The organism is Peptoniphilus mikwangii (assembly GCF_000468535.1).
Lineage (GTDB): Bacteria > Bacillota > Clostridia > Tissierellales > Peptoniphilaceae > Anaerosphaera > Anaerosphaera mikwangii.
Genome location: NZ_AUQY01000005.1, coordinates 126860 through 147589 on the forward strand (window position 1 = coordinate 126860; position 20730 = coordinate 147589).

Below are 20730 nucleotides of genomic sequence, written 5' to 3' on the forward strand. Positions count from 1 at the left end.
TTATTTTATCTGTGCTACCTATTTTAAACTTGAAACTAAGTTTTCAAATCTATATGAAAATATCAAATAACTCTGATGAAATATATGTAAAAAATAGGGACATAAGTCCCTATTAGTTTTAAAAATTTATTCAATCATTGATTCAACTTTTTCTAATAATGGAGCTGTCTTTTCATCAATTTCTTTAAGAGCATCCCTCATTTTTTTCTTTAGTTCTTCAACATAAGCTTCATCCTTAATTGAACCAAGGTTTATCTTAACATTGTAGAAAGCTCCTGTTGCTGCAAGCTTTAGGTTAAGAAGTCCAACTCCTACATCTGTTATTGCATTGCTGTTTCCCTTTTCAACTAAAACTTCAGCTATTGAAAGTAAATTCAAAGTCTTTAGTCCAACACTTAGCGGAACATTTGCTGCATTTTTATATTCTTCTTGAATTTTTGCACTTCTTGCCGCTTTTTCTTCATCTGTGTCTTTAGGCATTTTAAACGCAGCCATTACTCCGTTAAATGAATTTGAATCTCTATCTATATCTTCTACGAAGTCATCTTGATATTTTTTACATTCTTCCGCAATACTTTTCATTTCTTCATGAACTGCTTCATACTTTTTGCTCTTTATAGTCAAATTTGCAACCATTCCAAGTAATGCTGCAGCTTGTGCCGCTGCAAGAGCTGCTACAGATCCGCCACCCGGAGCCGGTGAATCTGAATAAGTTTCTTCAACAAATCCCTTTACAGTTAAATCTCTTAACAAAATATTTCCTCCTTAGAAATATAACAAATAAAATTATAATCTATATTTTCTGACGTATTTTCTAAAAACTTCTTAAGTTAAGTTTTAAAACTTAATTTTTCTTAGAATAATCCCTTCATATGACCATCAGCTGTTACATCCATATTATTTGCTGCAGGTATTTTTGGAAGACCCGGCATTACCATAATATTTGATGTTTCACAAACTATGAATCCTGCTCCTGCAGATACTCTTACGTTTTGAACTGTAATTTCAAAATCAGTAGGTGCTCCTACAGCTTTAGCATCATCAGAGAATGAGAATTGAGTCTTTGCCATACAAATAGGCATCTTATCCAACCCAAGTTCTTTTAATTTCTTAACTTGAGACTTAGCAGAAGAAGTAAGAGTTACTTTTGCTCCTCTGTAAATTTCTTTTACAATTACGTTTAATTTTTCTTCAATTGATAGTTCTACATCATATAGCGGTTTGTAGTTTGAAGGTTGTTTTTCAATTAAGTTTACTACCTTTTCTGCAAGGTCTAATGTACCTTCTCCACCCTTTGCCCAACATTCGCAAAGTGATACTTCAACACCATATTCTTCACATTTTTTGATTAGCATTTCAACTTCAGCTTCTGTATCTTGAGCAAATCTATTTACTGCAACTACAACAGGAAGTCCGAATTTTTTTACATTTTCAATGTGACGTCCAAGATTTGCAAATCCGTTTTCTAATGCTTCTACATTTTCTTCCTTAAGTTCTGTCTTAGCTACTCCGCCGTGCATCTTAAGAGCTTTTATTGTTGCTACAATTACAACTGCGTCCGGTTTTAAGCCGCCAAGTCTACACTTAATATCAAGGAATTTTTCTGCTCCAAGGTCAGCACCGAATCCTGCTTCAGTTACAAGATAGTCGCTCATTTTAAGACCAAGTCTTGTTGCGATTAATGAGTTACATCCGTGAGCAATATTTGCAAATGGTCCACCATGAATTAGAGCAGGAGTATGTTCTAATGTTTGAACAAGGTTTGGTTTGATAGCATCTTTTAAAAGCATAGCCATAGCACCTTGTGCTTCTAAATCCCCTGCTGTTACAGGAGCTCCTTCTAAATTATATGCAACTATCATCTTTGATAGTCTTACTTTTAAGTCTTCAAGATCACTTGCTAAGCAAAGTGCTGCCATGATTTCAGAAGCTACTGTAATCATGAAATGATCTTCTCTTGTAAATCCACAAGCTTTTCCACCAAGACCGATTACTATATTTCTAAGTGATCTGTCATTCATGTCAAGAACTCTCTTCCAAACAATGTTTCTTGAATCAATTCTTAAAGCATTTCCTTGGTGAATATGATTGTCTATTAAAGCTGCAAGTAAATTATTAGCAGCTGTCATAGCATGAAGATCTCCTGTGAAGTGAAGGTTAATATCTTCCATAGGTACTACTTGAGAATATCCTCCACCTGCAGCTCCGCCCTTTACACCGAATACAGGTCCAAGAGATGGTTCTCTAAGTGCTACTACAGAGTTTTTTCCTATTTTATTTAATCCTTGAGTAAGTCCGATTGAAACTGTTGACTTTCCTTCTCCTGCCGGTGTTGGAGTTATAGCTGTTACAAGAATTAATTTTCCATCTTCATTTTTGCTAAATCTTTCAATAGCATCAAAAGATATTTTTGCTTTGTATTTTCCGTAATTTTCTAATTCATCTTCTTTAAGACCAAGTCTTTTAGCAACCTCAACTATAGGTTCCATTACACATTCTTCTGCAATTTCTATATCAGTTTTAAATTCTGCCATTTTATTTTTCTCCTATTTTATATAATTAATTATTCAGCAATTAAAAGTGTTTCAAGTACTTGATCATACTTAAATTCTTCAATTTGCATATAGTATTGAGCGGAATCAATAAGTGCTTGTAGCGGAATCATACCAATAAGTTCTGTTCCGTAAACTGTAACACCGTATCTTTTTGCTTCTGATTTAACCATTTCAATTGCTTGATAAATTCTTGTTTTTTCAAAATTTACAAGGTTCATTGAAACTTGAACTTGTCCTCTCTCTTCAAGTGGAAGTCCGATAGCTTTAACAAATCTAAGTCCTCCGCCTATATGACGAATTTTCTTAGCTATTGCATCTGCAATTTCAACTTTATCTGTATTTAAGTTTACATTAAATGCTATTAAATGGAATCTTGCTCCTACTGCAGTTGCTCCACTCTTTGCATTCATCTTTTGTGGACCGAAATCAGGTTTCCATTCAGGTTGTTCAATTTTTTCAAAGAATCCTTCATATTGTCCTTTACGAATTTTTGCAAGATTTTGTCTTTCAGGAGTTGTTGCAGCATCTTCATATAGATATACAGGAATTCCCATTTCTCCGATTGCCTTACCTACTTCTTTTGCATATCCAACGCAATCTTCAGTAGTACATTCAGTTACAGGTACAAAAGGAACAACATCAACTGCTCCCATTCTTGGATGAGCACCTTCATGCTTAGTCATATCAATAACTTCTGATGCAACTTTAACTGATTCTACAACAGCCTTTATAACTGCTTCAGGTTCTCCGATAACTTCTACTACTAATCTATTGTGGTCTTTATCCGGTTGGTAGTCGACTAATTTAACATTTTCCTTCGCTCTAAAACATTCTACAATCTTGTCTATTTTCCCTAAATCTCTTCCTTCAGAATAGTTAGGAATACACATTACTCTCTTCATCTTTACCTCCTAATATATCAACTATGTAATAACTTTCGGACAAATCATATCAGAGCTTAATCTATAAAACGTCAAAAAAAATTACATTTTTTTAAAATTTTTTATGTTTTAAAAAAATGTAATTTAAGTATATATCAAACCTATTTTCAAAATATATAAAACTTTTTTCCTACAGTCTTCTTAAAATATTTACAGCCTCATCAACTTCCTCAAATGTATTAAATGTGGAAAATGAAAATCTGACCATACCCCTTTCTCTTGTACCCATACTCTCATGATATTTAGGAGCACAATGTGACCCGGGTCTTGTTGCGATTTCATATTTATTCCAAAGTATATCACTTAGTTCGGATGATGAATAATGTTTAAAATTTAAAGAAACTATCGGTGCCATTCTACTTGAAAAATCATTATACAAAATAACCCCGTCAATATTTTTAACACTGTCGTAAAAATATTTTGTAAGTTTATATAAATTTCTCTCGATGTTTTCTATTCCTGTTTCATTTATATATTTAACTCCCTCAAAAAGACCTGCATTAGAATGTACATTTTGTGTTCCATATTCAAAAATATCAGGTAATATATCCGGCTGAGTCCTGCTAAATGAATTTATTCCGCTCCCACCTGAAAATACCGATTTTAATACAATATCTCCAACAAAAATAAGTCCTCCTGTCCCTTGAGGTCCATAGAGAGATTTATGCCCTGTAAATGCATAAACTGTTCTTGGAAATTCTCTTCCTTTAAATTTTAAACTTAAATTTCCTGCACCTTGAGCGCCGTCAATTATTAAAATCAAATTATTTTCTAAGCAAAAATCAAAAACTCTTTCTATATCTGTAGCTATACCCGAAACATTAGACGCTTGTGTAATTATAAGTGCCTTTGTATTTTTTTTCAAACTTTTCTTTAATTCATCTAAAATTATATTCCCTTTAAAATCAATTTTTAAAAATGAAACTTGTCCTCCGCGACTTTGAAATTGATATAGCGGTCTAAGTACAGAATTATGTTCCGAATCAGTAGAAATCACGTGATCAGTATTATTTAAAAGACTTCTTATAACAAGATTAAGTCCTGTCGTAACATTTGAAGTAAGAGCAATATTTAACGGTTCATCAATTGAAAACAATTTGGCTATCTCAAATCTCGTTTTATATAATCCGCGAAGTGCATTTATCGAAAAATCATGTGATCCTCTTGAAGGATTCCCGTATTTTTGTGATGATATACTGTTATATACTGCATTTGCAACTTCAATCGGCTTTTGAAGCGTAGTCGCACTATTGTCAAAATAAATCATATTATCCTTAATACCTCGCTATCTTCTCCTACAGAATATATACCTGCTATTTCTATATTATTTTTTATAAAAATATTTTTTACTTCATCAAACTTTTCTACTTCACATTTCATCATAAGTCCACATCCTGCAGATATTTCCGGTAATAACGGAATTAATCTTACTCCATCCATATCATTAACTGCAAGTTCCGCTTTCATTGCACGATTTGATGATTCAAATGTAAATAAATAATATCTCAACATGGCGTTACAGTCTTATACATTCTTTGCAATTCACAAATTCTATACATATTTGTAGCTTCACCAACTGCAAGTTTCTCCTTCAAATTATAATTATCAAGACATAATCCGCAAGATAATATAGTTGTTCCTTTTAATTCCATAAATTTTAAATCTTCAATTGTCTTTGTATTAATTGTAGTAAGTCGAATACCCGTATTATAAAATACAACAAACTTCGGAAGAAGATCCTGCTCTCTGAGTGCATATATAAAGCCCTCAAGAAGTTTTTTAGAAAAATCTTCATCTCCTCTTCCCATATAATCTGAAGATATGACAACTATATATTCTGAATCATCCTCCAAATCCATAAGCTCACATTCAAGATTATCGGACTTTTTTAATACAACCTCATAATTTCCGTCCGAAATCATTTTTACCTCAGAGATAAATCCAAGTTGTTGACCCATTTTACTTAAGTTTTGAGTTGCTATTTCATTGTCAACATACACCATAATTTCAAGCAACTTTTCATCATTAATAGCCTTTTTTGCCATTATAACAGGTCTTGGGCAGGCAATCCCCCTAGCATCTAAAACTTTCATTTTTCTACCTCACATATATCTTTTTTTCTTTGGGCATCATTATCTCACCCACAATACTTGCATCTATATTATTTTCTAAAAGTTCATTTAAAAGCTTTTTATAATCCTTTTGAGATACGCTTATTAAAAGCCCTCCTGATGTTTGAGGATCAAATAAAACTTCCTCCATCGCAAAATCATCTATTTCAAATTCAATCTTTTTACCATAGGCATTTCTATTTCTCTGTCCTCCTGCAGTAAACAAAAAATCTTCGGCAGCTTTTTTTGCACCCGGCAATATCTTTATATCCTTTGAATTTATAATTGCAGAATAATTTCCCGAAACCATTTCACAAAGGTGCCCTAAAAGTCCAAATCCCGTTACATCTGTAAGTGCATTTACTTCATAATCTTTTAAAATTTCAAAACTGTACTTGTTTAACAGTTCCATACTCTTAACTCCCTCTTTAAAATGTTCTTCTTTAACTTCACCTACAGAATATCCGCTTGAAATCAGAGAAACACCGAGAGGTTTTGTCAAAATTAATTTATCTCCAAGTTTTGGAGTATTGTTTCTATACATTTTGTTTAAAGATAACTTGCCTATTACACAAAGACCATATTTTATTTTCGGATCATGAATTGAATGACCTCCGCACAATGTTGCTCCTGCCTCTTTTACTTTATCAGCTCCGCCTCTTAAAATTTCCTCAAGTATTTTTACATCTTCCTCTTCAGGAAAACAAACTATATTTAGACAGCTAACAGGCTCCGCTCCCATTGCATAACAATCGCTCAGTGCATTTGCGGCTGCAATTTTTCCGAAACTGTACGGATCTTCCACCATTGGTGGAAAAAAATCTACAGTAAAAACAATTCCTAAATCATTACCGAGAGATATTACGGAAGCATCTTCATTGCCGTCAAATCCCACCAAAATTTCCGGTCTTTTTAAAATTTTTATATTTTTTAAAATCTTATCCAAAGAGCCTGCCCCTATTTTCGCATTGCAGCCTCCGCAAACTTCAAGTTTCATATTATCACCTTCTTCTATTTTAGCACTATAAGTTTCCATTAACTACCATTAATCATAAATTTAATTTTATCTTATTTGCAACTTGAGATAATCATTTATATTAAGGATGAATTTTTAATGTCGGCTTTTTATTTTACATACCTAAAATTAAAATCAATGTAGTATAATTATTTTATTGGAGGTAATTATGTTTAAATCAACAGAATTTTTTGAAACGCTTGAGTTTAAAAATCCACTCTACATAGATCTTAGAAGTGAAGAAGAATTTTCAAATGAAACAATCCCCGGTAGTATTAATCTACCGATTTTAAATAATGAAGAAAGAAAAATTGTAGGAATACTCTATGTAAACGGAAATGTTGAAGAAGCAAAAAGTAAGGCTGTTAAATTTGCATCTCATAAACTCACAGATTACTACAATTATATTGCAAATAACTGCAGAAACAGAGAAACAGTCTTATACTGTTCAAGGGGAGGTTATAGAAGTACAGTTTTATTTAATCTGTTAAAGACTCTTGATGAACCGGTATATAAATTAAATTTCGGATATAAGGGATATCGAAAATACGTTATGAATGAACTTCCCAAATTAGTTTCAAAATTTAATTTTATAAATCTAAATGGCTATACAGGTTGCGGTAAGACACAAATACTCTATGAACTCAAAAAACTCGGTGCTGATGTATTGGATCTTGAAAAACTTGCAAACCACAGAGGTTCACTTCTTGGACATATAGGGCTTAACAGACAACCGTCTCAAAAGATGTTTGAAAGCTTTTTATTTGATGAACTCAGAAACATGAATGGCACAAATATTTTTATTGAAAGTGAAAGCACAAAAATCGGAAGTATTACAGTCCCAAAATATTTATACGATGCTTATTCAAAATCAGGCAGCCAAATTTTAATAACATCATCTATTGACTTTAGAATTAAAAATATAAAAGACGAATATATCTCATCTGAAAATAAAAATTTCAAAACTGAAATCAATGATGCTCTTGATAATCTAAGCAGATATATAAGTGAAAAAAGACTTATAAAATATAAACAATGTATTAAAGATGAGGACTATGATACAATTATCAGAGAACTGATAGAAAAATATTATGATCAAAACTACTCAATAAAGAAGGCTGATTTTGCACTTAGAATAGATAATTCAAACTCCAAAGAGTGTGCTGAAAAAATATTTAACTTCTGCAATGAATACGGAGGTATACTGTGAAAATATCAAAAATATTAATTTATTCAGTCTTAATCTTAGTTATGCTTATAACTTGCAGCTGTTATAGAGATGATATGGCAATTAAAGAAGCCAATATTCCAAACGAAGATATATCTGTAAGTATAGACTATGCCTCAATCTATAAAAAAGACATTTTTGATGATTTAACTGATGTGGAAATTGAAGTAATTCTCGAAAAAATGGCATCACTCGTTAAAAAAGAATTTTTAAGTTCACAAAGCTTTTCATTAAATGAAAAAAATTTAAAAAGCATCGGTATAGAGAAAATAAATTTTGACAATCTTGACAAACTTAAAATTAATATAAGTTCTAAAACTCTGTTGCCGTTCGGTAAGTTAATTAAAGCAAAAGTATATTCTCAACTGAGCGAAAAAAGTATACTTAAGGATATGAGTAGGGAAGAATTCGAGTCTATTATTGAAAAACTGTCCGAACTTGCAACAAATAACGCAAAAAACGGTGAACCTTTTAAAATAAATGATGAAATTCTCGAAAATTTAGGATTTAAAAATTTAAGCAAAGAATTTATAAATAAACTCAAAACAGAATACCTATATGAAAATTAAAATAACCACCGAAGCCGGTGGTTATTTTATGCCATTTCCTTTTTTATATTGATAAAAATTTCTCTATACATGTTCATTATTATATTTATTAACCCTTTTTGGCTTACTCTTTCATTTAAAATCAAATCCTGCTTCAATATTTCTTCTCCATTCATGGTATATTTAACTACACCTACAAACTCACCCTCCGATAAAGGTGCCTTTAAATTAGGTTTGATTTCAAAGCTTCTGCTGATTTCACTTTTCCCGTCCCATAAAACAGTGCCTTTTGATTTTTCATACACATCTATACTTTTCTTGGCTGCATTCTCAACTTCAATCTGTGTTACAGGCTCATCAGGATTCCCAATCACTGTATATTTATATTTGTCAAGCCCTTCCCCTATCAGCTTTGTAGCTGAAACATATCTTTGCCAATCGGTTCTTGAACCTATAATTACTCCTATAAGTCTTGTATCTTTGGTATGTGTATTATCGCCTTTTCTAAATCCCGTCACAATTAAACATCTTCCGGCTGCATTTGTATATCCTGTTTTCAGCCCATCTACTCCCTTTATTATTCCAAGGGCAGGGTTCGTATTATACTCTAAATAATTTCTATCAGGTTCGGCAATTTCTGTAAGAGATGTTATTTCAAGTAATTCCGGATACGCTTTTATAAGTTCCCTTGCAAGAATAAACATTTCTCTGGTAGTCATCTTATTATAATCCTCTACCATGTAATCCGTAAGACCTGTGGGATTAACCATATGTGCATTCTTAAGTCCAAGCTCTTGACATTTCTTATTCATCAAAGATACAAACGCCTCTTTTGAACCTGATATATGCTTAGCAAGCGCCGTTATAGCATCATTGCCCGAAACTACCAAAGCTGCTTTTATAAGCTGCCACACAGTTTTTTGATCATTTTCCTTAAGCTTATAACTTGAGCCTGTTAAAAGTGACGATTCATGATCTATGATTACCATATCATTTTTCTTTATAGTTCCGTCTTTTATTTTGTCCATGACTACAAAAATACTTACAAGTTTAGAAGTGGAAGCCATGGCTTTTACTTCATCAATATTATATGATTCTAAAACCTTCCCGCTTCTATAATCTCCAAGTATATATGCATCACACAAATCAGTTAGAGGATGCTTATTTAATTCTGCAATTTTTAAGGCCTCTTCATAAGTTGCTCTTTGAACTCCGTTTTTAGTCGGAACAAAAATATTCTGATCTCTTATTTCAGTTTCTATTTGCTGCTCTGTATTTTCAGTTATTTCATTTGCAAATGAAGTAATAGGTGTTAATAACAAAAATGCTACTACAACCAAACTTAAAAACTTTTTCATTAGTCCACCTCAAACTATATTCTACCAAATTTATTTGAATTTATAAAGAAATAAAAAGACCTCATCTATGTGATGAGTTCTTTTGACTATTATTTAATTTCACAGCTCTTATTTATTATGGCTCTTGCCATATCTTCACCAAGCTTAATTAATTCTTCAAGTTCTTCTTCTGTTGCAGCTCCCTGAATTTCAATTTGCCTTTCTATAACTTCAAGTTTAGATTCTTCGGTAAATTCTTTCAGCTTTTTAAGTGCTCCGCCATTCCAGGAATATGAACCGAAAATTCCCCATATATTATTTTTCATCTTTTGATGTTTTAATTCATCCATTAAAAATTGCATTGGAGGAAAGATGTTGTTATTGTATGTGCAAGATCCTAAAATTATTCCTCTGTATCTCCACGTATCTGCAAGCAAGTATGACAATGATGTTGTAGCTATATCTCTTATCCTTATATTTGTTATTCCGCCTCTTGCAACTCCTCTTGCAACAGCTTCCGCCATTCTTTCTGTGTTTCCATACATAGAGCCGTAAATTATTACTACTCCATCTTCAACTTTTTGTTTAGCAAGATTTGTATATATTTCTAAAATTTTTTGCGGATTTGAACGCCACACACAACCATGAACAGGACATATTCCCTTTATCTCAAGCGATTCCAATTTATTCAATGCCTTTAATGCTTGAGTCGCATATTTACCAACTATATTTATAAAATATCTTGTCACCTCAGAGTAGTAATAGTCATTAAATCTAACCTGGTCATCAAATATTGCGCCATTTAATGTTCCAAACCCTCCAAATATATCTTGAGAAAATAATATTTTTGTTTCTTCTTCATAGGAAACCATAGATTCAGGCCAGTGAACCATAGGTGTCATATAAAACGTAAGTTTTCTGTTTCCAAGTTCAAGAGTTTCTCCATCTGAAACTAAAATTATGTTTTCTTCTATATTATAAAAATTTTTTAAGAATGGAAGTGTCTTTTTATTACAGATTATTTTCACATCCGGATATATTTCAAGTAAATTCTTTAAACTTGAGGAGTGATCTGGCTCTGCATGATGAATTACAATATAATCCAATTTTCCTCCATTTAATATTTCTTGAAGTTTCTCAATAAATATCCCGAATGTATTAACCTTTACAAGATCAAGAGCTATATTTTTTTCCCCTGTCATTAAGTACGAATTATATGCTACTCCGTCCGGAAGTGGCCACATATTTTCAAATAATTGTGTTTGACGATCATTTACACCCATGTAGTATAAATGATCATTTATTTTTTCAGTCAATAAATTTTCCATAGTTTCTCCTTTATTCTAAAACTAACTCAACCGGACAATGATCTGAACCCATAACCGATTGATGAATTTTCGCATCTGATAAATTTCCCTTTAATTCCTCAGAAACTACAAAATAATCAATTCTCCAACCTATATTTCTCTCTCTCGATTTTGCGAAATTGCTCCACCATGAATATTCATCCTTTCTGTCAGGATAAAAATATCTGAAAGTATCAATATATCCACTCTTTAAAAGTTCTGTAAATTTTGAACGCTCTTCATTTGTAAACCCGGCATTTTTATGATTTGTGGCAGGATTTGCAAGGTCAATTTCTTCATGTGCAACATTTAAATCGCCACAAAGAACTACCGGCTTAGTTTCTCTAAGTTTATTTAGATAGTTTCTGAATACATCTTCCCAAACCATTCTATACTCTAATCTTTCAAGCCCTCTTTTTGAATTCGGAGTATAACATGTTACAAAATAAAACTTTTCAAATTCCGCAGTTATTACTCTTCCTTCAGTATCATGCTCTTCCATCCCGATTCCATAGCTTACGCTTATAGGCTCTATCCTTGTGAAAATTGCAGTCCCCGAATATCCCTTACGTTGCGCGTAATTATAATACATTTTATATCCTTCAAGCTCAAAATCAAGTTGTCCTTCAGAAAGTTTTATCTCTTGAAGAGCAAACACATCCGCATCAATTTCATTAAAGCTATCCACAAAGCCTTTTTTTATTACGGCTCTCAGTCCGTTTACATTCCACGAAACAAGTTTCAAACATCCATCCCCTCTCTATCATTATACTTTTCTAAAAACAAATGCTTTTCAGTTCTGTTCTTCCAACCTACTATTGCACCCATATTTACATTTTCAGCAGATCTTAAAATATTTATATCGGCATTTTTGTGAACTTTTTTTATGTCTGCTATTAAATCTTTAATATAAAACCTCATGTTTCCTTCTTTTTTCTCTGCAATGGCACAGGCACAATCAAGTGCATGAAGCCCGGTCGATCTCATAAATCTTTTTATTGCCTCTTCTTCAACATAATACATAGGTCTAATTAATTCAAGTCCTTCAAAATTATCAGAGTGAAGTTTCGGCATCATCGTTTTAAAATTTCCTGCAAATATTACATTTAACATTACCGTTTCAATAACATCATTAAAGTGATGTCCCAATGCAAGCTTATTACAACCAAGTTCCTGTGCTTTTGAATATAAATTTCCCCTTCTCATTCTCGCACACATATAGCATGGATTATCTTGTGCAACTCTATTTGCAACTTCAAATACATCCGAGTTGTGAATTTTAACCGGAATACCCATTTTTTCACAATTATACTCAAGAACTTGTCTGTTTTCTTTTCTATATCCGGGATCCATCGCAATAAATTCAAGTTCAAAATTCATCTTACCATGTCTTTTTAACTCCTGAAATAATTTTGCAAGCGTAAGTGAATCTTTCCCGCCTGAAATTGCAACTGCAATCCTGTCCCCTTCAGAAATCATTTCAAATTCATTTATTGCCCTTACAAACTTAACCCAGATGTCTTTTCTATAACTTTTAATTAAGGACCTTTCTATTTCTCTAACAGTTTTTATTTGTATATTACCGTCCAACTATTATTCTCCAATCTATATTCGTTTACTGCTTAATTATATCATAACTCGATAATTATTGTCATAACTAACTCTTCTTATTCTTAAAAGTAAAAATCAAATTACAATATAATCTTTTTCAAAATGCAATATGTCTATTCATACTTAATAACTTCTTTACCAAAATCAAAAAATTTATTTTTAAATCAATATATGATTAAAAATAAAAATTATTAATTATATTTAAGTTAAGATAAAAACTGATAATCACACAACAATCTATATATATCACTGACTGTTATATTTATAGCTTAATGTTTGCCTGCATTATATTTTACAAAATATGAATACATTGAAAAACAAAAGTTTTTTTATTATACTTAATGTAAAACAACATTTAGGAGGCTTATTATGAAGCAAATCAAACGCGGACGCGGTCCGTCATTTATGAACTTTATCGGTTCAATATGTATAATTTTATTTTGCTCTTTGTGGACAATAATAGCTCTAAACACATATAAATACTTAGAATTTCCAACGAGTCTTGCATTTCCCCTACTCGGAATAATCGGTATCCTAATGGGTATTTTTCATGCAATATATATTTTTAAAAACTTTTCGTCAAAAGAAAAATTTTCAGAATATGATATAACAGATGATGAAAAAGACTCACTCGGTAACTTCCAATTTAAAAACTCTGAAAATTCAAAATATGACACCGATAGGATTATTAAGATAAAATCAAAACCGTTTAACTACTGTCCCTATTGTGGAGAAAAACTTAATGAAAGTTATAATTTTTGCCCTGACTGTGGAAAGAAATTATAATTTAAGTATTATAGTTTTAGAGAAAGTATGAAAAAATTTAAATCATTTATCTTAGCAAAAAAAGCTACTTAATAGTAGCTTTTTATTTTTGTTTATCTAACATATGTGATACATAATATTCTACATTTCTATATTTATCTATTAAAGTATCTTCATATTCACTTGTTTTATTTGAAAATTCTCCGTCTATACAATACCAATTTTGTTTAAGCACCGTAACATGTTTGGTAAGTTCGTCAATACATTGATTATAAGGACTTCCCTTCCAGCCGACATAACTAAACAGCTCGTTCATTAAGAAAGCAGGTTCTACATCTCTGCCTTCTCCTGTAAAATCTTTATCAAACACTTTTTTTGCAGCATCATTTGCCCAAATTATATATGGTGTTTCATATAAATTTCGCAATCCTTCGCTGTTATCCGCTGAATCATTTATTCCAAACATATCAAATACTATTTTATTATCTCCCATTGATGGGCAATGATCGCCAAACATTATAAGTATTGTCGGCTTATCGTTCTTTCTGAAATGCTCTGTCAGCATTTTCATTGTATCTGATGCCCACTCAATTCCCTCAAGATAATTATTAAAATAATTGTACCATTCTCTATCATACTGTTCTTGCCATTTTATAGCGGGTTCTTTATTTATTAATACATCTTTGGAATATGGTCCATGATTTTGATATGTTACCGCAAATGAAAAATATGGTCCTTTTTCTGTTTGTTCATCATACTTTTTAAGTATAAACGGATAAAAATCAACATCCATTAAAATATTCTCATCAATAGCTTTAAATGTATTATTATACTCAAAAAATTTATCAAATCCCAAGTTTCTATATGCATTGTTTCTATTATAAAAGCTACCTACAAACGGATGAAATCCAAAACAGCTATATCCCTGTTCTTTAAAATACCTTACATAAGATTGAGTTGTCCTGTTAAATGGCGGGTTATCTTTATATCCTGTCATAAAATTCGACTCTGTTAAGAATGTTCCTCCACCAAAAGAATTAACTAATATTTGACCGTGAATTGATTCATTTTGCAGCTTGTGAAAATATTCATACGGGTTTCTTTCAAACTCCATTTTTGGATTTTGATATTTATAAAAATCTTTAAATGATTCAAGCATTATACAAACTATATTTACTTTTTGATCTTCAGGAATATCTTCTTCAACATACTTGTTATAATCCTCAACTGCCTTAATTTTATTATACTTACTGTATTTATAAGGTCTTGACGATTTTATAGAATATATGAACGGATATAAAAAACCCTTAGTCTTATAACTGTCAATTTCTATCCACATATTCAAATTTGTCTTTGCTCCAAGTAAATGATATGCACTATAATCGAATAGATACTGCTTAGAAAAAAATGCAAGTATTATTGCCGATGCTATAAAACCTATTGCCCTAAATTTATATCCATATTCAAACCTTCTTAATACAAAAAATATTACTATGCTGAGTAACATAGAACTAAACAGCACAATTGCATTGGGTGATCTAAAATTCAAATCATATTTTTGAGACATTGTAAATGCTTCTCTAATAAGAGTTATATCTCTTGCAAAAAGAGGTTCTTCTCTGTAAACTATCTTTATATAATTTGCAAACGCTCCTAAATTTATAACCAAAGAACTTATCAAAAATGAAAAGCTGAGTGATTTTAGAAGATATGCTAAAGCTAAAACTATTAAAAATGCAGGTATAAAGTTAAATAATAAAATTTTATACTCAACAAAAAAATTATTTATTATGCCATCACAGTATCCATAACTGCTTATGAATATTGATGTTGCCGTAATTAAAATTGCCAATAAAAATGAACATAAGAATATATTCATCTTTTTCTTTTCCATTATGCCTTCCCCCAACTGAAATCTAATTTCAAAATAAATTCACAGTGAATATTATAACACTATTATGCTCTATCTACAAAAAAAATTATCCAAGCAGAGAATAATCTTCCATTCTCCAAATTTCAGTTGCAATTTCCTCGTAAAAATCTTTTTCATGGCTTATTAAAAATATCCCGCCTTTGTACTCCTTTAATGCTCGTTTAAGTTCATCTTTTGCCATAGGGTCTAAGTGATTTGTCGGTTCATCGAGCATAAGTACATTAGTCGGAGTATTTAAAATTTTACAAAGTCTAACTTTTGCCTGTTCTCCTCCACTTAAAACTTTTATAAGTGACTCTATCTGTTCGGTCATAAGTCCACATTTTGCAAGCGCAGCCCTTATATGAAACTGCTCCCAGCTTGGAAATGCATCCCAAATTTCATCTATCGGAGTTCTCTTGTCATCATAAAATTCTTCCTGACAAAAATAACCGACTTTTAAATTTTGTCCGTTTTCTATTTTTCCGCTGATGGCATTTATTTCTCCAAGCAATGTTTTTACAAGAGTTGTTTTTCCAAGTCCGTTAGCTCCGACAATTGCAATTCTTGAACCCCTTTCCATCCTAAGATTTAAAGGTTTTGAAATCGGCTTATCATATCCTATAACAAGATCCTTAGTCTCAAAAATAAGTCTGCTTGGCGCACCTGTCTCCTTAAACTGAAATTCAGGTTGCGGTTTTTCCTTTACAAGCTCTATTCTCTCCATCTTATCAAGCTTTTTCTGCCTTGACATTGCCATATTTCTTGTTGCGACTCTCGCCTTATTTCTTGCCACAAAATCTTCAAGATCTGCAATTTCCTGTTGCTGTTTTTTATATGCCGCCTCTATTTGTTTTAGTTTAGCTTCTCTTAGTCTTTCAAATTCAGAATAATCTCCCACATATCTATTTAACTCCATATTTTCTACATGATAAATTAAATTTATAACCGAATTTAGAAACGGTATGTCATGAGAAATTAATATAAATGCATTTTCATATTCCTGTAAATATCTTTTAAGCCACTGTATATGTTCTTCATCTAAGTAATTCGTAGGCTCGTCAAGTAAAAGTATATCCGGTTTTTCAAGAAGCAACTTGCAGAGTAATACCTTAGATCTCTGACCTCCCGAAAGTTCTTTAAACTTCTTTTCAAGTCCAATCTGTGATACTCCCATAGCTCTTGATACTTCATCTATCTTGGAATCAATCATATAAAAGTCATGATTTTCAAGAAGACTCTGCAAAATTCCAACTTCATCCATCAAAGCATCAAGCTCTTTTTCATCTACTTCTCCCATTTTCATATACAAATTTGAAATTTCGTTTTCAATTTCAAAAAGATGTGAAAAAGCATCTTTTAATACATCTCTTACCGTATAATCTCCATTATATGTTGCATGTTGATCAAGGTAGCCTGCTCTTACATACTTTGCCCACGAAATTTCTCCCTCTTCCGGAATCAACTTGCCTGTGATTATATCCATAAATGAAGATTTTCCCTCTCCATTCGGACCAACAAGACCTACATGCTCCCCTGCAAGCAATCTAAAATTTACATCTTTTAAAATTTCTCTTCCGCCATAGCTGTGGCTCAAATTTTTTACAGTTAATATACTCATGTTATCTCCTCAATTTTAATTAATATAATTATACAACAATAAATAAAAAAAAGACTAATTAATTAGTCTTTTTACCTATTTTAAATTATGTATATCAATTTTATAATTTTTTCAATTTTTAAGAAGTTCATTCACATTTTCTTCTCCGTATATCTTTATATTATTTTCAAGTAATATTTTTGCAGTAAATCCTCTACCATTTATAAGTTTTCCTCTATGAGTACCGTCATATATTTTTTTGCTTCCGCAGCTTGGACTTTTATCTTTCAGAAGTGCAATTTTACAGTTATACTTTTTTGCAAGTTCCAGCGATTTTTTTGCCCCTAATTCAAATTCATATGTAACATCTTTTCCAATTTTGTTTATAACCTTTCCGTCTATTATTTCTGCAGGTACTCTTGGAGTGCTAAGTCCCCCAAGAACTTCCGGGCAGACTATTATTAAATTATATTTTTTTCTAAGTTCATCTATTTGAACTATCAAATTATTTTTACCGTCATAACGACAATTTTCTCCGCAAAGACATGCGCTTATAAGTAAATTTTCCATGATATCCCTCTTTTAAGTTAATACTATTTTCATTATACAATATTAAGCTTTTATAACAACAAAAAATCACCTTTACAGGTGATTTGAATTATATTTCTATTGTTTTAAATCCGCTTCCCTGAATTTCAGCAGTATCACTTACTGCCATAAATGCTTTCGGATCTAACTCTTTTACAATATTTTTAACTTTAACTATCTGTCTTGAAGAGCATATCAAATAAATTATTGTTATTTCATTACTGCTATATGCACCTTTCCCATTTATATAAGTTACCCCTCTGTCCAATTGACTTTGAATTGTTCTTGTTATCTGCTCATGATTATTACTTATTATAAAAACTTGCTTTTGTTTTCCTACGCCAAGCTGAATTTTATCTATAACTTGATAACATATAAAAAGTGATATTAATGTAAACAGTGCTTTATCTGTTGAATATACAAATGAACTTATTCCTATAATGACAATATTTAACATCATGAGTACGCTGCCTATTGAAATATTAAAGTATTTTTTTAATATGGCTGCAATTATATCAAAACCTCCCGTTGATGTTCCGTTCCTAAAGGTAATGCCTCCTCCGATTCCATTTATAACTCCCCCATATACACAAGCAAGTATAATATTTTCAGTTAAAATATAATTCGGATTTATCTTTTCAAGCAATGATATATAAATCGACAACAAAAATATCGACACAACCGAAAAAAACATAAATTCTCTGCTGAGCAAAAACAATCCGAGGATCATAATCGGAAGGTTTAATAAAAATACAAGAAGTCCTAAAGGAATCCCCGTTACATTTTCAATAAGTACGCTAAGTCCGCTTATTCCTCCCGAAATCATACCGTTCGGTTTCAATATATAAACTAATGCTATCGAAGATGCAAAAGTCCCAAAAATTACGCTAAATAATTTTTTAATAAATATTTCTTTACTTATATTTAAGCTTAAATTAAATTTCATATCTGTATCTCCAAATACTCATCATGTAATCTATAAATATTATATTATAAAAAAAACAGTAAAGTCAAAGTATATTATTAAAAATAAAAAAACTGCTCAGTTTCCCGAGCAGCTTCATATTTAAAATTATTGAATGTTAAGTTTAACTTTTTTTTCAACAGCTTTTACAATCTTGCCGTTCTTTAAAAGTTCAGTTGCTTTTTCAAGCTCATCATAGATTTCAATATCCTTATCATTTTCAATGAATTTAAGTTCTGATCTTACAGCCTTGTAAGCAGCTTCAGTTCCTACTCCAAGCTTAAAGTTTTCTTCAGCTCTGAAGTCAATAGCTTGACAAGCAGCCATGATTTCTGTTGCAACAATTCTTCTTGAATTGTCAATTATATCTCTTGCTTTTCTTGCAGCTATTGTTCCCATAGATACAAAGTCTTCTTGGTTTTCACATGAAGGAATTGAATCTACACTTGCTGGATGAGCAAGAACTTTATTTTCTGATGCAAGAGCTGCAGCAGCGTATTGTGTAATCATGAATCCTGAGTTAAGTCCCGGATATTTTACAAGGAATGATGGGAATTCTGATAATTGATGATTTACTAATCTTTCAATACGTCTTTCAGATACATTTCCTATTTCAGATGCAGCTATTCCCAAAAAGTCAAATGGTTGAGCCATTGGTTCTCCGTGGAAGTTACCTCCTGAAATTACATCTCCATCCGGAGTTATAATTGGATTATCAGTTCCTGAATTAATTTCAATTTCAACTTTTTCTTTTACATAAGCTATTGAATCCTTACTTGCTCCATGAATTTGTGGAATACAACGAAGTGTATATGGATCTTGTACTCTAATTTGTGCTGTATGAGTTGTATATGTTGAACCTTCAACTAAATCTAACATATTCTTTGCTGTTGCAAGACATCCTTTATGTGGACGAATTGTATGAAGTTTTTCATAGAAAGCATCAACAATTCCTCTATGTGCTTCAAGTGAAAGAGCGCCTGCGATGTCAGAAAGTTTTAATAATTCAATTGCATCATATGTTGCAAGAGCACCTATTGCAGTTAAAACTGTTGTACCGTTAATTAAAGCAAGACCTTCTTTAGCTTGTAATGTAATGATGTCTATACCTGCTCTATCCATAGCTTCTTTTCCTGATAAAAGTTCTCCGTTGTAATATGCACGTCCAAGACCAAGCATAGGAAGAACCATATGAGCAAGTGGAGCAAGGTCTCCTGATGCTCCAAGTGAACCTTTTTCCGGAATAAATGGAATTACATTTTTATTAAGCATATCAAGAATTACTTTAACAGTTTCCATTCTAATTCCTGAATATCCCTTTACAAGAGAATTAATTCTGATAAGCATAATAGCTCTTACTTCATCTTCTCTTAATGGATTACCGAATCCGCTTGAGTGTGTACGAATTAAGTTTTCTTGAAGTTGAGAACAATCTTCTCTGGATATACTTACTTTACATAGTGAACCGAATCCTGTTGTTACACCATATACTACTCTTTCTTCTTCAATTATGTCATCAACTATTTTTCTTGATGCTTTAACAGCTTCAATTTTTTCATCAGAAATTGCAACTTCAACATGATCTCTTGCTACTGCTACTACATCTTCAAGTTTTAAACTATTTCCTGTCAATACAACTTTATTCATTTTTTTCCTCCGTTCTCTTTGAAACACCTTCAACATTTAAGAAAGTATGGTACATAATTTAAAATCATTTTATTTTTACAATATAATGTTATGTAATTTGTTGTTATAATTCAATAACACCTTTCCACTATATTATTAAAAATAAAAACGTCTTTAAAAACTTTCTTTAATGAAAAAAGAAACATAATAATATTTTCTTACTAAGTTTATTTTATATAACCATCATCAAATATAGGTCAAAAATTTAAAAAATTTTTAATTTTTATAATATGAGTTGAATTTTATCAGAGTAAAATTTATAAGCCTTTCTAAACTTTATTATCAAATTATTAAGTTTTCATGTGTATTAACGTCAAATTTACGTCTATAATTTTTGATTTTCATTTTTCGACAGTCAAATTTTTCAAATAAAATATTTTTAATTTTTTTTGATTCTTATTTTTTACACCTGTAAAATCTTAGTATTTATCATAGTTTTGAGATATCTCTTTATCTTGTTAAACAAATACTACATCTATCATACGTCTAATTTTTTTATGATTTATTGACACCTTATGTTTGT

19 protein-coding genes are annotated in these 20730 nt (G+C 31.3%); 3 read left to right on the plus strand and 16 right to left on the minus strand.

What is annotated here, in order from left to right; all coding sequences use genetic code 11:
- Positions 1-126: 126 nt before the first annotated feature.
- From M915_RS05560 to selD, 7 genes are all read right to left on the minus strand, one after another.
- Positions 127-753, minus strand: a complete 627-nt coding sequence (locus tag M915_RS05560; protein ID WP_009221483.1) for a cyclodeaminase/cyclohydrolase family protein — start codon at positions 751-753, stop codon at positions 127-129.
- Positions 754-854: 101 nt separating this feature from the next.
- Positions 855-2534, minus strand: a complete 1680-nt coding sequence (locus tag M915_RS05565) for a formate--tetrahydrofolate ligase (RefSeq protein WP_009221484.1) — start codon at positions 2532-2534, stop codon at positions 855-857.
- A 29-nt stretch (positions 2535-2563) separates the two neighbouring features.
- Entirely contained in the window at positions 2564-3457 is an 894-nt protein-coding gene (ftcD, locus tag M915_RS05570; RefSeq protein ID WP_036730263.1) for a glutamate formimidoyltransferase, read from the minus strand.
- 169 nt (positions 3458-3626) lie between these two features.
- Positions 3627-4763 (minus strand): aminotransferase class V-fold PLP-dependent enzyme, encoded by a 1137-nt coding sequence (locus M915_RS05575; RefSeq protein ID WP_036730264.1) that lies wholly within the window; start codon positions 4761-4763, stop codon positions 3627-3629.
- Positions 4760-5008 carry a DUF3343 domain-containing protein gene (locus M915_RS05580; protein ID WP_051259806.1) on the minus strand — a complete coding sequence of 83 codons (249 nt, stop codon included), beginning with the start codon at positions 5006-5008 and terminating at the stop codon, positions 4760-4762. The genes M915_RS05575 and M915_RS05580 overlap by 4 nt, the downstream gene beginning before the upstream one ends.
- Positions 5002-5589 carry a sulfurtransferase-like selenium metabolism protein YedF gene (yedF, locus tag M915_RS05585; protein ID WP_036730265.1) on the minus strand — a complete coding sequence of 196 codons (588 nt, stop codon included), beginning with the start codon at positions 5587-5589 and terminating at the stop codon, positions 5002-5004. Before yedF ends, M915_RS05580 begins: the two co-directional genes overlap by 7 nt.
- A 4-nt stretch (positions 5590-5593) precedes the next feature.
- Positions 5594-6604: a selenide, water dikinase SelD gene (gene selD, locus M915_RS05590; RefSeq protein ID WP_036730710.1), complete on the minus strand. Its 1011-nt coding sequence runs from the start codon at positions 6602-6604 to the stop codon at positions 5594-5596.
- Between the two features lie 187 nt (positions 6605-6791).
- Between selD and mnmH the strand changes: the two genes are divergently transcribed.
- Positions 6792-7832 (plus strand): tRNA 2-selenouridine(34) synthase MnmH, encoded by a 1041-nt coding sequence (gene mnmH / locus M915_RS05595; RefSeq protein ID WP_036730266.1) that lies wholly within the window; start codon positions 6792-6794, stop codon positions 7830-7832.
- On the plus strand, positions 7829-8419 hold the full coding sequence (locus tag M915_RS05600; RefSeq protein WP_036730267.1) for a hypothetical protein: 591 nt from the start codon (positions 7829-7831) through the stop codon (positions 8417-8419). Before mnmH ends, M915_RS05600 begins: the two co-directional genes overlap by 4 nt.
- A gap of 26 nt (positions 8420-8445) precedes the next feature.
- Here the strand turns inward: M915_RS05600 and M915_RS05605 are convergent, their stop codons facing one another.
- The 4 genes from M915_RS05605 to M915_RS05620 all read right to left on the minus strand — a co-directional run bounded on the left by M915_RS05605 (position 8446) and on the right by M915_RS05620 (position 12671).
- A complete protein-coding gene (locus M915_RS05605; RefSeq protein WP_036730268.1) occupies positions 8446-9756 on the minus strand; it encodes a D-alanyl-D-alanine carboxypeptidase family protein in 1311 nt (436 codons plus the stop codon).
- Positions 9757-9845: 89 nt separating this feature from the next.
- Complete coding sequence (locus M915_RS05610) at positions 9846-11063, minus strand: FprA family A-type flavoprotein (protein ID WP_036730269.1); 1218 nt, start codon at positions 11061-11063, stop codon at positions 9846-9848.
- A 10-nt stretch (positions 11064-11073) separates the two neighbouring features.
- Entirely contained in the window at positions 11074-11826 is a 753-nt protein-coding gene (locus M915_RS05615) for an exodeoxyribonuclease III (RefSeq protein WP_036730270.1), read from the minus strand.
- Positions 11823-12671, minus strand: a complete 849-nt coding sequence (locus M915_RS05620) for a tRNA 2-thiocytidine biosynthesis TtcA family protein (RefSeq protein ID WP_036730271.1) — start codon at positions 12669-12671, stop codon at positions 11823-11825. The genes M915_RS05615 and M915_RS05620 overlap by 4 nt, the downstream gene beginning before the upstream one ends.
- A gap of 390 nt (positions 12672-13061) precedes the next feature.
- Between M915_RS05620 and M915_RS05625 the strand changes: the two genes are divergently transcribed.
- On the plus strand, positions 13062-13478 hold the full coding sequence (locus tag M915_RS05625) for a zinc ribbon domain-containing protein (protein ID WP_036730273.1): 417 nt from the start codon (positions 13062-13064) through the stop codon (positions 13476-13478).
- A gap of 82 nt (positions 13479-13560) precedes the next feature.
- On the opposite strand, the gene M915_RS05630 is transcribed toward M915_RS05625, so the two are convergent.
- The 5 genes from M915_RS05630 to hutH form a co-directional block, all read right to left on the minus strand.
- Positions 13561-15351: an LTA synthase family protein gene (locus tag M915_RS05630; protein ID WP_036730274.1), complete on the minus strand. Its 1791-nt coding sequence runs from the start codon at positions 15349-15351 to the stop codon at positions 13561-13563.
- Positions 15352-15436: 85 nt separating this feature from the next.
- On the minus strand, positions 15437-16990 hold the full coding sequence (locus tag M915_RS05635; protein WP_036730275.1) for an ABC-F family ATP-binding cassette domain-containing protein: 1554 nt from the start codon (positions 16988-16990) through the stop codon (positions 15437-15439).
- A gap of 111 nt (positions 16991-17101) precedes the next feature.
- The gene (locus tag M915_RS05640) at positions 17102-17539 is read right to left on the minus strand and encodes a DUF523 domain-containing protein (protein WP_036730276.1); all 438 of its coding nucleotides are present in this window, start codon (positions 17537-17539) and stop codon (positions 17102-17104) included.
- Positions 17540-17627: 88 nt separating this feature from the next.
- A complete protein-coding gene (locus M915_RS05645) occupies positions 17628-18503 on the minus strand; it encodes a YitT family protein (RefSeq protein WP_009221500.1) in 876 nt (291 codons plus the stop codon).
- A gap of 126 nt (positions 18504-18629) precedes the next feature.
- Positions 18630-20168 (minus strand): histidine ammonia-lyase, encoded by a 1539-nt coding sequence (gene hutH / locus M915_RS05650; RefSeq protein WP_036730278.1) that lies wholly within the window; start codon positions 20166-20168, stop codon positions 18630-18632.
- Between the last annotated feature and the right edge of the window lie 562 nt (positions 20169-20730).